At 71.3% G+C, this 13,574-nt stretch carries 14 protein-coding genes; 8 read left to right on the top strand and 6 right to left on the bottom strand.

Going from position 1 to position 13,574, the window contains the following annotated elements; genetic code table 11:
• The 3 genes from ACNYC2_RS15525 to ACNYC2_RS15515 all read right to left on the bottom strand — a co-directional run bounded on the left by ACNYC2_RS15525 (position 1) and on the right by ACNYC2_RS15515 (position 1,792).
• Entirely contained in the window at positions 1–411 is a 411-nt protein-coding gene (locus ACNYC2_RS15525) for a barstar family protein (RefSeq protein WP_419702661.1), read from the bottom strand.
• A gap of 86 nt (positions 412–497) precedes the next feature.
• Complete coding sequence (locus tag ACNYC2_RS15520) at positions 498–938, bottom strand: ribonuclease domain-containing protein (RefSeq protein WP_419702660.1); 441 nt, start codon at positions 936–938, stop codon at positions 498–500.
• A gap of 89 nt (positions 939–1,027) precedes the next feature.
• Entirely contained in the window at positions 1,028–1,792 is a 765-nt protein-coding gene (locus tag ACNYC2_RS15515; RefSeq protein ID WP_419702659.1) for a glycosyltransferase family 2 protein, read from the bottom strand.
• 243 nt (positions 1,793–2,035) lie between these two features.
• On the opposite strand from ACNYC2_RS15515, the gene ACNYC2_RS15510 reads away from it, so the two are divergent.
• Positions 2,036–3,427 carry a cryptochrome/photolyase family protein gene (locus ACNYC2_RS15510; RefSeq protein ID WP_419702658.1) on the top strand — a complete coding sequence of 464 codons (1,392 nt, stop codon included), beginning with the start codon at positions 2,036–2,038 and terminating at the stop codon, positions 3,425–3,427.
• A 52-nt stretch (positions 3,428–3,479) separates the two neighbouring features.
• Here ACNYC2_RS15510 and ACNYC2_RS15505 read toward each other — a convergent pair whose 3' ends face one another.
• The gene (locus ACNYC2_RS15505) at positions 3,480–4,529 is read right to left on the bottom strand and encodes a LacI family DNA-binding transcriptional regulator (RefSeq protein ID WP_419702657.1); all 1,050 of its coding nucleotides are present in this window, start codon (positions 4,527–4,529) and stop codon (positions 3,480–3,482) included.
• A 171-nt stretch (positions 4,530–4,700) separates the two neighbouring features.
• Between ACNYC2_RS15505 and ACNYC2_RS15500 the strand changes: the two genes are divergently transcribed.
• The 3 genes from ACNYC2_RS15500 to ACNYC2_RS15490 all read left to right on the top strand — a co-directional run bounded on the left by ACNYC2_RS15500 (position 4,701) and on the right by ACNYC2_RS15490 (position 8,680).
• Positions 4,701–6,263, top strand: a complete 1,563-nt coding sequence (locus ACNYC2_RS15500) for an alpha-N-arabinofuranosidase (protein ID WP_419702656.1) — start codon at positions 4,701–4,703, stop codon at positions 6,261–6,263.
• A 232-nt stretch (positions 6,264–6,495) separates the two neighbouring features.
• Positions 6,496–7,773: a glucuronoxylanase gene (locus tag ACNYC2_RS15495; protein ID WP_419702655.1), complete on the top strand. Its 1,278-nt coding sequence runs from the start codon at positions 6,496–6,498 to the stop codon at positions 7,771–7,773.
• Between the two features lie 244 nt (positions 7,774–8,017).
• Positions 8,018–8,680: a DUF5134 domain-containing protein gene (locus ACNYC2_RS15490; protein WP_419702654.1), complete on the top strand. Its 663-nt coding sequence runs from the start codon at positions 8,018–8,020 to the stop codon at positions 8,678–8,680.
• 26 nt (positions 8,681–8,706) lie between these two features.
• Here ACNYC2_RS15490 and ACNYC2_RS15485 read toward each other — a convergent pair whose 3' ends face one another.
• Both ACNYC2_RS15485 and ACNYC2_RS15480 read right to left on the bottom strand, forming a co-directional pair.
• The gene (locus ACNYC2_RS15485) at positions 8,707–9,141 is read right to left on the bottom strand and encodes a BlaI/MecI/CopY family transcriptional regulator (RefSeq protein WP_419702653.1); all 435 of its coding nucleotides are present in this window, start codon (positions 9,139–9,141) and stop codon (positions 8,707–8,709) included.
• 119 nt (positions 9,142–9,260) lie between these two features.
• Positions 9,261–9,482, bottom strand: a complete 222-nt coding sequence (locus tag ACNYC2_RS15480; protein WP_357506662.1) for a hypothetical protein — start codon at positions 9,480–9,482, stop codon at positions 9,261–9,263.
• A gap of 215 nt (positions 9,483–9,697) precedes the next feature.
• Between ACNYC2_RS15480 and ACNYC2_RS15475 the strand changes: the two genes are divergently transcribed.
• From ACNYC2_RS15475 to ACNYC2_RS15460, 4 genes are read left to right on the top strand one after another with little or no spacing between them, the layout of a single operon-like run.
• Positions 9,698–10,690 carry an ABC transporter substrate-binding protein gene (locus tag ACNYC2_RS15475; RefSeq protein WP_419702652.1) on the top strand — a complete coding sequence of 331 codons (993 nt, stop codon included), beginning with the start codon at positions 9,698–9,700 and terminating at the stop codon, positions 10,688–10,690.
• Positions 10,690–11,691 carry a FecCD family ABC transporter permease gene (locus tag ACNYC2_RS15470; protein WP_419702651.1) on the top strand — a complete coding sequence of 334 codons (1,002 nt, stop codon included), beginning with the start codon at positions 10,690–10,692 and terminating at the stop codon, positions 11,689–11,691. Before ACNYC2_RS15475 ends, ACNYC2_RS15470 begins: the two co-directional genes overlap by 1 nt.
• A complete protein-coding gene (locus ACNYC2_RS15465) occupies positions 11,691–12,722 on the top strand; it encodes a FecCD family ABC transporter permease (protein ID WP_419702650.1) in 1,032 nt (343 codons plus the stop codon). The genes ACNYC2_RS15470 and ACNYC2_RS15465 overlap by 1 nt, the downstream gene beginning before the upstream one ends.
• A 32-nt stretch (positions 12,723–12,754) precedes the next feature.
• On the top strand, positions 12,755–13,561 hold the full coding sequence (locus ACNYC2_RS15460) for an ABC transporter ATP-binding protein (RefSeq protein ID WP_419702649.1): 807 nt from the start codon (positions 12,755–12,757) through the stop codon (positions 13,559–13,561).
• The last annotated feature ends 13 nt before the right edge of the window (positions 13,562–13,574 follow it).

Raw genomic sequence — 13,574 nt, 5'->3', positions numbered from 1 at the left:
TCAGGTCAGCTCGAGCAGGATCCCGTCGGCTTCCTCCGAGCCGCCGGGCCCGTGCTCGCGGACGATGTCGACGATCTCGTCGAACAGCGTCGGGCCCTCGCCGCGCCGCGCCGCATCGAGCCTCGCCTCGAAGGCTGCGCGGTTCGACGGGTCGACGGCGGGGAGGAGCCGCTCCAGGCGGCGCGCCGTCTCGGCGTGGCCGAGTGCTTCCCGAGAGGTCTCCGAGGCGACCCACCGCAGCGTCCAGCCGCCGTCCGGCGTCCCGTAGCCACCGCGGAGCACGTCGTTGAGGGCGTCGAGGTTTCCTCGCCAGGTGTACCCGGTCAGCAGGCGGGAGAACTCGCGGGCGAAGCCGTCGAGGTCGCTGAACCGCGTTCCGTCGACGACGAGCACGGGGAGGTCACGAGTCATGGTCCGAGGCTATCCGTCCGCTCTGGGCCGGGTCCGTGCGCTGCGTCCAGCCCTTGGCAGGGCCGGACGCAGCGCACGGGACCGGGTCACATCCGGTAGAAGTCGCCGTAGTGGTTCGGGGAGAAGTAGACGACGCCGGTGGTGCGGTCCAGCACCAGCCGGTAGGACTGGCGCGCGGCGCCGCAGGCACGGGGCGTCACGTCGAACTCGAGGTACGAGTGGCCGGCGGGGAGCTGGCCCTCGCTGTTGCGGTGCACGCCGCCCGCGTAGTTGCACTGGCCGTTGGGCCAGCTGACCCAGCCGCGCGTGCTCGGGTAGCCCTTGGAGCTCCAGATCGAGTTCGAGGAGTACGCCTCCGCGCAGCCGCTGTGCGTGCAGGAGTTGAAGACGCTCGCGTCGGCCGGCTGCGCGACGGTGACGCCGCCGGCGACGAAGCCGACCATGGCGGTCAGGACGACGAGCATCCTGAGCATCGTGGACACGGCGCTGTGCTTCTGGATGGACACGGTGCTGTGGTTCTCGGACACGCTGTTCCCCTCTCGGTTGGGACTACCGGGGGGAATGCTGGCCCGGCTACCCGACGCGGACCCGACGACACACCCACCTGCGGGTGAATTTAACCTGTCCGTATTGTCCGCGAAAGATGCGCGAGCCGGCGCCGCCACCGCTCCCACGGAGGCAGGACCTGCCAGTTGACGCGCAGGGTGCGCCAGGCGCGGTCGAGCCGCCGACGGCGCTGCCTCCGCCCGCGCAGGCTGCGCGCGGACACCCCTACCCGCCACGAACGGTCGAGCCGGACGCGTCGGCGGGGGCCGAGCCGGAACGCCAGGTCGAGGTCGTCGTGCACCTCCGAGTCGTCGCGCACGACGTCCCGGCGTACGGCCCGCCACGTGCTGGAGCGCATCGCCATGCACGAACCCCACAGGGCGGTGTGCCCGAGCGCGAGGTGGCAGAGCGCGTAGTACGACCCCAGGTAGGCGACCGACACGGCGGTCCGCAGGCCCCGTGGCGCGTCGTAGAAGCTGCCGGTCCCGGTGAGCGCGTCGAGACCCACGTCGGCGGACATCCGTTCCACCGCCGTCTGCACCCACCGCGGGCCGGGCCGGGAGTCGGCGTCGAGCCGCGCGATGACCTCGCCCTTCGCGACGTCGTAGCCGGTCGCCGCCGCGGCGGGGATCCCGACGCGCGGTTCGCCGACGACGACGGCTCCCCAGCGGTGCGCCACCGCGGCGGACGAGTCGGTCGACCCGTTGTCGACCACGACGACCTCCAGCGGGGCCACCGTCTGGCGCGCGAGCAGGGACAGGCACGTGTCCAGCGCCCGTGCGTCGTCGCGCACCGGGATCACCACCGAGACCGTCGGCGCGAGATCAGGCGTCACGACCGAACCCCGACGTCGGACCCCGTGAACCTGCCCGCTGCAGCGACACGCACCACGTCGCCCGGCACGAGGCCGAGTTCGGCGGTGACCTGTGGCACGGGTGCCTCCGGCGAGGTTCGGGACGGTGGCCCTCCAGTGTCACCCGGAGCCCTGTCGCACGCACGAGCGCGCTCGGCCGGCGGCCGGGCTCGGCCCGGCGGCGCGGATGGCAGCGCGCACCCGGCACGGATACGTTGGTGCGAGATGACTACGTCCCCGGCACTGGTGTGGTTCCGCCGCGACCTTCGCGTGGCCGACCAGCCCACGTTCCTCGCCGCGGGCGAGGGCACACCCGCCCTCGCCCTGTTCGTGCTCGACCCGCACCTGATCAAGCCCGCGGGAGAGGCCCGGCTGTGGTTCCTCTACGGCTGCCTGCGGGACCTCGACCAGAGCCTGGGCGGCCGCCTCCTGGTCGTCGAGGGCGACCCGGTCGACGTCGTCCCGCGGGTAGCCCGCGCGATCGGTGCCGGGACCGTCCACATCGCCGCCGACTTCGGACCGTACGGCCAGGACCGCGACCGTGCCGTGGAGCGTGCGCTGGCCGAGGAGGACCGCGAGCTGGTGCGTACCGGTTCTCCCTATGCGGTGGCGCCAGGCCGGGTCCGGTCGGGGGACGGCGGCCGTTACCGCGTGTTCACCCCGTTCAGCAAGGTCTGGGCCGACCACGGATGGCGAGCCCCGGCAGACACCGGCGCCGGCTCCCTGGCCTGGATCGATCCCGCGACGGTCGGGGTGAGCGCGACGGCGGTGCCCACCCCGCCGGACGTCGACGCGACCCTGCCCGAGCCCGGTGAGCGGGCGGCGCGGCGGCGCTGGCGGGAGTTCGTGCGGGACCACCTCCACGAGTACGCGGACGGCCGTGACCGGCCCGACCAGCCGGGCACCTCGCGCATGTCGGTCTATCTGAAGTACGGCTGCGTGCACCCCCGCACCCTGCTCGCCGACCTCGCGGCCGGCACGTCGGCGGGGGCGCGGTCGTACCGCAACGAGCTCGCGTGGCGCGACTTCTATGCCGACGTCCTCGACCAGCGCCCGGACTCCGCCCGTCGTAACTACGACCGTGCCTTCGACGCCCTGGTGACCGACAGCGGGCCGGACGCCGACAGGCTGTTCGCCGCCTGGCAGGAGGGGCGTACCGGGTTTCCGGTCGTCGACGCCGGGATGCGGCAGCTCCTGGCCGAGGGGTGGATGCACAACCGCGTGCGCATGATCACCGCGTCGTTCCTCGTCAAGGACCTGCACCTGCCGTGGTGGTGGGGCGCCAGGCACTTCATGCGACTGCTCGTCGACGGCGACCTCGCCTCCAACCAGCACGGCTGGCAGTGGGTGGCCGGCACCGGCACCGACGCGGCACCGTTCTTCCGCGTGTTCAACCCGGTGCTGCAGGGCGAACGGTTCGACCCGGACGGCGACTACGTGCGGACCTATGTCCGAGAGCTCGCGGGTGTGACCGGCAAGGCGGTCCACAAGCCCTGGACGCTGCCGGACGGCCCGCCGGCCGGGTACCCGTCGCCCGTCGTCGACCACAAGCACGAACGTGCGGTAGCCCTCGACCGCTACCAGGCGGTCCAGGAGGCCAGGCGCCGCAAGCCCTAGGACGGCACGGGCCACGGGGATGTGCCTGCTGACGGCCGGGCACGCAGGAGCGCTACGCGGGGCGCGTCGACTCCCTGACCACGAGCCGCGCGGGGATCGTCACCTCGGCGGTCGGCTCGGACGCCGCGCCGGGCCGCTCGCTCGAGTGAGCGGCCATCCGGGACTCCAGGAACCGGAGGACGGTGGCGGCGATCTCCTCGTTGCCGGGATCGACAGAGGTGAGCCGTGGCGTGGTGAACTCCGTCTCGTCGATGTTGTCGAACCCGACGACCTGGACGTCCACCGGCACGCGGAGCCCCAGGTCCCCGAGGGCACGCAGCGCACCGATGGCCACGACGTCGGTGGCGGCGACGATGCCGTCGAACGCGACGCCGTCGTCGGCGAGACGGCGGACCTCCGCGTAGCCGGACGCCATGTCCAGCAGCCGGATCGGTGCGACGAGCCGCTCGTCGAGCGGGACACCCAGGCGGGCGTGCGCCTTGTAGTAGCCCAGCGTGCGGAGCGTCGGCATGTCCTGCTCCGTCGTGCCCTGTCGCCCGCCCAGCATCACGACGCGACGGGACCCCCGTTCGAGCAGGTGTGCGGTGGCGGCCGCGGCGCCCTCGACGTTGTCCATCATCACGTGGTCGAACGTCCGGGGGAGCGGGCGCTCGCCGACGAGCACCACCGGTGTGCGGAAGTTGAGCTGCTCCAGGTCGGGAGGGTTGAGCCCGACGACGGTGATGATCACGCCGTCGTACATGCGGAGGCGGGCGAACGAGGCGGCGGCCAGCTCGTCGGCCCGGCTCAGGCCCGAGCGCTGGACGACGAGGTGCCTGCCCGTGGGCTCCAGGGCGTCGGCGAGGCGGGTCGCGAGCTGACCGAAGTACGGCCGGTCGAGCTCCGGCACCAGCAGGCCGATGGCGTCCGTGCGGCCCGCCCGCAGGTTCCGCGCGGTGGGATTCGCCTGGTAGCCGAGCTCGGCGACCACCTCCAGCACGCGCTCGCGGGTCCGCGGCGCGACCCGGGGCAGCCCGTTGATCACCTTCGACACGGTGGTGGTCGAGACCTGTGCGGCTCGTGCCACGTCGCCGATGGTCACCGTGCGTTGGCCGGTACTCATACGAACCTTCCTCACCGTCTCGGTCGTAGGACGCCTCTTGACATCCGCAACTGCCGAGGGAATCGTTACCGCAGCGACGAGGACCAGTGAATTCCGGCTGTGCAAGCGGCTCCTCTGCGCCCTTGAGGAAACGATACCTCGGTCGAACCCTGCACCCGGAAGGCCTTTCGCATGCCCACTGAGCTGTCCACTGAGCTGACCACCGAGTCTGCCCGCGTAGTGATCGATCTCGACCTGCCCGGGCCCACGATCAGCCGGCACGTCTACGGGCACTTCGCCGAACATCTCGGACGCTGCATCTACGGCGGGTTCTGGGTGGGGGAGGACTCGCCGATCCCGAACGCCGGCGGCATCCGCCTCGACGTCGTCGAGGCCCTGCGCGCGCTCCAGATCCCGAACCTGCGCTGGCCCGGCGGATGCTTCGCCGACGACTACCACTGGCGCGACGGTATCGGCCCGCGTGCGGAACGCCCGCGGATGGTCAACTCCCACTGGGGGGACGTCGTCGAGGACAACTCGTTCGGGACGCACGAGTTCATGGCGCTGTGCGAGCTGCTCGGCGCGGACGCGTACATCAGCGGCAACGTGGGCTCCGGCACGGTGGCGGAGATGAGCGAGTGGATCGAGTACCTCACCCGCGCCGACGACTCCCCGATGGCGGCGCTGCGCCGGCAGAACGGCCGGGACGAGCCCTGGAAGGTGCCGTTCTTCGGCCTGGGCAACGAGGCGTGGGGCTGCGGCGGCAACCTGCGGGTCGAGCAGTTCGCCTCGCTGGCGCGGCAGTACTCGACGTACGTGCGCAACCACGCGGGCAACGACGTGTACCGCATCGCGGCGGGCGCCTCGGACGACGACTACCACTGGACAGAGGTGCTGATGAAGTCCTTCGGCCCGCTCGACAAGGCCGACGGGCCGGCGGGGCCGTTCCAGGGCATCTCGCTGCACTACTACACGATGTCCGGTTCCTGGGAGGACAAGGGCAGCGCCACCGCCTTCACCGAGGACGAGTGGTACCTCGCGCTGTCCCGTGCGGGGCACATGAACGAGCTGCTCACCCGGCACAGCACGGTGATGGACCGCTACGACCCCAACAAGCGCGTGGGTCTCGTGGTCGACGAGTGGGGTACCTGGTGGAACGTCGAGCCCGGCACCAACCCCGGGTTCCTGTACCAGCAGAACACCCTGCGCGACGCCCTGGTCGCCAGCGTCCACTTCGACGCGTTCCACCGGCACGCGGACCGGGTGGTCATGGCGAACATCGCCCAGACGGTGAACGTGCTGCAGGCGATGATCCTCACCGACCCGGACACCGGCGCACTCGTGCTCACCCCGACCTACCACGTCTTCGCGATGAACGCCCCGCACCACGACGCCACGTCGCTCGCCGCGCACGTCGTCGCGCCCGGCGCCACGCGGGCGGTCGACGGCAAGGAGCTGCAGCTCCTGTCGGCCTCGGCGTCCACCAAGGGTTCGACGGCGCACGTCTCGCTGTCCCACCTCGACGCGGCCCAGGCCCGGACCGTCGTGCTCGACCTGCGCGGCCGCGACGTCGTCGGCTTCTCTGCGCAGATCCTGACGGCGCCCGAGCTGCACGGCCACAACACGCCGGAGCAGCCCGAGGCGGTGGCGCCGCGCAAGCTGGAGGAGATCCGCAGGCACCCGCGCGGCCTCGAGCTCGACGTGCCCGCGCACTCGTACGTCACCGTCGCGCTGGAGCTGGGTGCCGACGACTGACTCGCGCCGCTGACCGACGCCGCCGGACCGAAGCCCTGGCCGAAGCCATGGTCGACGTCCGGCGGGTCGGCGGCGTATCGTGCGCGCCGTACCTTTCGTCAGCCGCACCGTTCGACAGAAGTGACCGGGTGATGAAGCCCGGCCGTCCGTGAGGTACGTACCCCACCGCTCGACGACGAGCGGTGAGGTCGAGTGGATAACGTTTCACAGCGCTCCGACGACAGAGAGGGCAATGATGCTGCTTCCCGGGAGAACCAACGAGCCGCGCTTCGACCCCGTCAGCAGGCGGGCCTTCCTCACGCTCTCCGCCACCGCCGCTGTGGGTGCGGCCGGCCTGGTGTCGGCGCAGCCGGCCGCCGCGGCCCAGGTGCTTGTCCAGCCGTCGATCCGGCAGCAGACGATCCAGGGCTTCGGCGGCATGAACCACACGGCCTGGATCAGCGACCTCACGGCGGCACAGCGTGAGACGGCGTTCGGCAACGGTGCGGGGCAGCTCGGCTTCACGATCCTGCGCATCCCCGTCCACGAGGACCCGGCCAGGTGGGCCGGCGAGGTGGCGACGGCCAAGCGCGCGACCGAGCTCGGCGCCAAGGTCTTCGCGTCGCCGTGGAACCCGCCGGCGTCGATGACGGAGACGTTCTCCGGCGGCAAGCGGCTGCGCTACGACCAGTACGGCAACTACGCCCGGCACCTCAACGACTTCGTGCGCTACATGCGCGACCGCGGGGTGCCCCTCTACGGGATCTCCGTACAGAACGAACCCGACTACGCGCACGACTGGACGGCGTGGACGCCGGCCGAGATCGTCCGGTTCCTCCGCGAGAACGCCGGGTCGATCGAGGCCAGGGTCATCGCCCCGGAGTCGTTCCAGTACCGGAAGAACCTCTCCGACCCGATCCTCAACGACCCGGCGGCGCTGGCCAACGTCGACATCCTCGGGGCGCACCTGTACGGCACCCCGACCTCGGACCTCGCCTACCCGCTCTTCGTGCAGAAGGGTGCGGGCAAGGAGCTGTGGATGACGGAGGTCTACCACCCCAACAGCACCGACTCGGCGGACCTGTGGCCGCAGTCGCTCGCCACCGGCGAGAACATGCACAACGCCCTCCTGCACGGCCGGTTCCAGGCGTACGTGTGGTGGTACATCCGCCGTTCGTACGGGCCGATGCGCGAGGACGGGCAGATCAGCAAGCGCGGCGCGAACATGGCGCACTTCTCGAAGTGGGTACGCCCCGGCTACTGGCGCGTCACGGCGACCGCGAACCCCGAGTCGAACGTCTTCGTCACCGCGTTCACCAACGGCTCGAAGCTCGTCATCGTGGCGATCAACAAGACCTCCGCGGGGGTCTACGTACCGTTCAGCGTGGAGGGTGCGGGTTCCGGCGCGTTCTCGACCTGGGTGACGGACGCGAGCCGGACGCTCGCCCCGTACAACAGGGTGGTCATGACGAACGGCGCGTTCGGCTCGGAGCTCCCGGCGCAGAGCATCAGGACCTTCGTCACGGAGTAGGAAGTCGGAGGCCCTGACCCCCTGAGCCCTGAGCCCTGCGCCCGGGGGTCAGGGCCTGACTTTGGTTCAGGAGGTGCGGGGGTGCCGGAACCCCGGGGGTTGTGGTTGCCTCAAGCCTCTTGACCGGGGCTCAGTTCACGCTGGTGTCGTCGTCATCTCTACATCACGTGGTACTGTCGCCGCGGTTTGATCACCGTTGTCGCTCGTCGAGAACGCGGGGGCGCCAGTGCCGTCGGACCCAGCCGTGCAGTGGATCGTGACCGTGTCGTTCGCCGCGCTCGCCGCGCACTCCCTGTGGCGGCTCGTGACCTCCCGCCAGGTGTTCGCCGTGACCGGCTACCTGTGCCACCTGGGCATGAACCTCGTGATGGTCGCGATGGTGTGGCCGTGGTGGGTCCGGCTGCCCGCTCCGCCGCAGCTGGCCTTCTTCGTGCTGGCCGCGGTGTTCTTCGCCGCGGCGGCCGGCTGGTACCAGGCCGATGCTCTGTCGCGCGGCCTGACGGCGGGGTCCCGCGGCCCGACGACGGGAGCCCCGCGGGCCTGCCACCACGAGAGCCCCGGGACCCAGGCGGTGCACGCCGTCATGATGCTGGCGATGGTCTGGGCGGTGGTGGTCATGCACCCCGGCCTGACGGCGTCGCGAACGCTCGCGACGGGACACGGGGCCGGGCGCGCGCACCACACGGACCACGCGGTGGCTCATGCGCAGCTGAGCGGCTGGTCCACGGTCAGCGGTGCGGTGCTGCTCGCGGCGCTCGCGGTCGGCGGCACGGTCTTCCTGGTCGGCCTGTTCCGGCACCTGCGCGACGGCGGCTCGGTGCGGGCCCACGCCGGTTCCGACCTGCTGGCGAGCTCCGCGATGAGCTTCGGGATGGCCGCGATGTGCTGGCTCATGCTCACGAGCTGATCGGCCCGGACCCCAGGGGCGCGGGATCAGCCGGCGCGCTGCTGCTCGGTGTGCCTCGGCCGGAGCGCGCGCTCCAGCATCTCGGCGTCCCGTGCGGTCAGGTGGTCCGCGAACCGGGCGAGCGCTTCCTCGCGGTCGCCGGTGCTCTCCAGCACGGACAGCATCGCCGCTCCGGCGCGCTCGCCGTCCGAACGGGTGGGCCGGAAGCGGACCTTCCGCGGGGAGGTCGCGATCCGGACGACCTCGCCCTTCTTCTGGAGGCGGTCGAGCACCGTCAGGAGCGTCGTGTAGGCCGGGACGTGCTCGGCCTCGAAGCTCTCCTGGACGACCCTCGCTCCGATCGCGTCCTCGTGGCTCCAGAGGATCCGCATGACCTCTGCCTCGAGCTGTCCGCGTTCGCGGGTCCTGCCCGCCGAGGTCTTGCCTGACGGCGTCCTGCCTGCCTGGGTCCTGCCTGACATGTGCCCTCCTGGCAGGACCCTACTGCAAAGGTGGCTGCCCACTCGCTCGTGGGCAGCCACCTCTGCGTCGTCCGGGATCCCGGACGGAACGGCCTGTCGTCAGGCCGGACGGTCGGGCGTCAGGCCGGCTGGAGCGCCGCCGCGTCCAGCGCGCCGCTGCGCGCCTGCTCCACCAGGTCCGCGAGCTGGTCGTGGCTCATCTGGATCCGCTGACCGAAGTCGTCGGTGATCACGATCTGCTTCTCGGGCTCCGCGCTCGGGTCGACGAACAGCTCCGGGCAGCCACAGTCGCACTTGCCGCAGAAGGTGGCCACATGAAGAAGCTGAGGGTTGTCGCTCATCGTTGTCTCCTTTGCCTGGACGTGCAGGGATGTAACGGAACGGACTTCGTGCCGGGCTGGTGCCCTCTACGAGGGTCACGTACATCTCTACAAGACGTCAAGATAAGCCGTGATACGCGGTGCGGGCGCGGAGGGGACAAATCCGCTTTGATGCCGAGATAAGGTAAGCCTTGCTTTACCCCAATTCTCTGCTTGATTGTCTGGAAGGGCTTGCCATGCGCCGACTTCGGCTCCTCCCCATCGCGCTCACCGTGGGTGTCGCGATGCTGACCGGGTGCACCAGCGCCGCGCCCGACGAAGCGGCCTCCGGCGACGGTGCCTGGAGCTACGTGTCCGGCGACGGCGAGACCTACACCGCGGACGAGGTACCCACCCGCATCATCGCGCACGCCTACGCGGCGAAGGTGCTCATGGAGTTCGGGATCAAGCCCGTCGGGATCTACGCGGACGGTGACATCGACAGCGACGTCGGCCTCCAGGGAGCCGACTTCGAGGGCATCGAGATCCTCGGCGAGGAATGGGGCAAGATCGACGTCGAGAAGGCGGCCGGGCTCGCGCCCGACCTCATCGTGGGCGACTGGTGGCCGGCCGAGGGCGGGTACTCGGGCCTCGAGGACGGCGTCGAGGAGTCCAGCAAAAAGCTCGCGGAGCTCGCGCCCGTCGTCGGCGCGTCGCAGGGCGACTCGATAGTCGGGCTGATCGAGGGCTACGCCGAGCTGGCCGAGTCGCTCGGGGCCGACACCTCGGTGATCGACGAGCAGCGAGCCGAGTTCGACACGGCGGTCGAGGAGTTCGAGGCCGCCGTCGCCGCGAAGCCCGGACTGACGGCGCTCGCGATCAGCCCCTACGAGGACACCTACGCGGTGGCCGTGCCCGAGCACGCACCCGAGCTGCTCGACCTGCAGTCGTGGGGCCTGGACGTGATCGACCCGGAGACGCCCGACCCCGAGTTCCCCTACTGGGAGAGCCTCAGCTTCGAGAACGCCGACACGTACCAGCCGGACGTCCTGCTCTTCGACGACCGCAGCTACCCGGCCAACCAGGAGACGCTGGACGCACAGCCGATCGCCGAGGAGATCACCGCCTACGCGGCAGGCGCCTACACGTCCTGGCCCGCCTACTGGCTGCACACCTACCCGGACTACACCGAGCAGCTGCGCAACCTCACGGACTTCGTCAACGAGGCTGACGAGAACCTCACCGACTGATGACGGCAGTCGCCACCCGACCCCGGCGGAGCAACGCACTCATCGCCGGCGGGCTGCTCCTGTCCGCCGGCGCGCTGCTCGTCGTCTGCGTCGCGTCGGTCATGCTCGGCTCTCGCACCATCGACGTCGGTGACCTGGCCGAGAGCGACCTGACGGTCATCCTCGACATGCGGCTGCCCCGCACGGTCCTCGGGGTGCTCGCCGGAGCCGCCCTCGCGGTCAGCGGCACCCTCCTGCAGGGCGTCGCCCGCAACCCGCTGGCCGACCCAGGGATCATGGGCATCAACGCGGGCGCCGCCGTCGCCGTCGTCACCGGCATCCTCGTGCTGGGCGACCAGGCGGCCGGCGCGAACGTCTGGCTCGCCTTCCTCGGCGCCGGCGTCGCCACCGCTACCGTCTACACGATCGCGTCCTTCGGCAGGGAAGGCGCGACGCCGATCAAGCTGGCGCTCGCCGGCGTGGTCGTCACCGCCGTCTGCTCGTCGATCACGTCGGCGATCGTGCTCTCCTCCACGGACGCGCTCGAGGAGCTGCGCGTCTGGCAGGTCGGGGCGCTCGCCGGACGGTACTGGCCCGTCGTCCTGCAGGTCGGGCCCTACATCGTGACCGGGCTGATCGCCGCGATGTTCCTGGCCCGCCAGCTCAACCTGCTGGCGCTGGGCGACGCCCTGGCCGTCTCGCTCGGGCAGCACGTGCGCCGCAACCGCGTCATCACGTTCGCCGTCGTGGCGGTCCTGTGCGGAGCCGCGACCGCCGCCTGCGGCCCCATCGCGTTCCTCGGCCTCATGGTGCCGCACCTCGTCCGGCTCGTCACCGGGCCGGACTACCGGTGGATCCTCGCCTACAGCCTCGTGCTCGGACCGCTCGTGCTGCTGCTCTGCGACATCGTCGGGCGGCTCGTGGCGTCACCGGGCGAGCTGCAGGTAGGCGTCGTGCTCGGCATCGTCGGGGCACCGGTCTTCATCGCGATAGTGCGCCTGCGGCGCGGTGTGGAGCTGTGATGTTCCGGCTCGAGCGCCACGCCCGCACCCGCCGCGCCCTCGTCGTCACCGCGGCGCTCGCGGTCGTGGCGGCCTGTGTCTTCGTCGTGTCGATGATGCTCGGCAGCTACCTGCTCGGGCCGGCAGAGGTCCTGGGCTCGGTGCTCGGCCTGTCCGCTGAGCCGTCCGTCGACTTCATCGTGCGGGAGCTGCGGCTGCCCCGCGCGATCACCGCCGTGCTGGTCGGGCTCGCGCTCGGGGCGGCGGGCAGCATCTTCCAGCGTGTCCTGCGCAACCCGCTGGCGGCTCCCGACATCATCGGGATCTCGGCCGGGGCGAGCAGCGCGACCGTCGCAGGGCTCGTGCTCTTCGGCGCGGGCGGGTTCGGGCTGTCGATCGCGAGCCTCGCCGGCGCCCTCCTCACGGCGGCCGCCGTCTACCTGCTCGCGTGGCGCGGCGGCATCGCGGACTACCGCTTCATCCTGATCGGCGTGGGCGTGGCCGCGCTGCTGGAGTCGGTGACGGGGTACCTCGTCTCGCGCGCCGAGATCTCCGACGCGCGGGCCGCCATGACCTGGCTCGTCGGCTCGGTGGGCATGGCGGGGGAGGGCGAGATCCTCGGTCTGGCCGTCGGCTGCGCCGTCGTCATCCCGGTCCTGATGGCGTTCTCGCGGCGGCTCGGCGTGCTGGAGCTCGGCGCGGACAGCGCCAGAGGGCTGGGCGTGCGCCCCCAGGCGGAGACCGCCGTGCAGCTCGGGTGCGCCGTGGTGCTCGTCGCGCTCGCGACCGCCGCCGCGGGACCGCTGGCGTTCGTCGCGCTCATGGCCGGACCGATCGCCGGCCGCCTGCTCGGCCTGGCCGGAGAGCGGGTCCTGCCCGCGGCGCTGGTCGGCGCGATCATCGTGCAGACGGCCGACGTCGTCGCGCAGCACCTGCTGCCGTACCCGATCTCGACCGGCATCGTCACGGGGCTCACCGGAGCCCCGTACATCGCCTGGCTGCTGATCCGGAACGGCAGCCCGACCGGCAGTCGCAGTGAGGGACAGCAGTGAGGGACAGCAGTGAGAGACAGGGGAGCGGGCGCGTGAGCGATCATTCATTCGAGGTGGCCGGGCTCACGCTCGGCTACGACGGCGCCGACATCGTGCGCGAGCTGTCCACCGACATACCCGCCGGCGCGATCACGGCGATCATCGGCGCGAACGCGTCCGGCAAGTCCACGCTCCTGCGCGGTCTCAGCCGGCTGCTCGCCCCGCGAGCGGGCCAGGTGCTGCTCGACGGCGTTCCCGTGCACGGCATGCGGTCGGGCGACCTCGCGCGCCTGGTCGGCCTGCTGCCGCAGTCGCCGGTCGCGCCGTCGTCGATCACCGTGGGCGACCTGGTCGGCCGCGGCCGCTACCCGCACCAGGGCTGGTTCCGCCGCTGGACCCCCGCCGACGACGCTGCCGTCGACGAGGCGCTGGAGGCGACCGGGACGGCCGAGCTCGTGTCCCGCCGGGTCGCCGACCTCTCCGGCGGGCAGCGCCAGCGGGTGTGGATCGCCATGACGCTCGCGCAGGACACCGACATCCTCCTGCTCGACGAGCCGACGACGTTCCTGGACGTGAACTATCAGATCGAGGTGCTCGACCTGCTCGTCGACCTCAACCGCGACCGGGGCAAGACGATAGTGATGGTGCTGCACGAGCTGAGCCTCGCCTGCCGCTACGCCGACCATCTCATCGCGATGAAGAACGGCCGCATAGTCGTCGAGGGCACCCCCGACGAGGTGGTGACCGCACAGATCGTCGAGGACGTCTTCAGCCTGCCGTGCGACGTGATCACCGACCCCCGCAGCGGCACGCCGCTCGTGATCCCGCTGGGGCGGCACCGGTCGGGGCTCGCGCGGTAGCCGCGCGAGCCCC

This window comes from Promicromonospora sp. NFX87 (assembly GCF_048564965.1).
Classification (GTDB): domain Bacteria; phylum Actinomycetota; class Actinomycetes; order Actinomycetales; family Cellulomonadaceae; genus Promicromonospora.
Note: the sequence above shows the minus strand (reverse complement) of the source record. Positions and strands in the feature narration are given on the sequence as shown.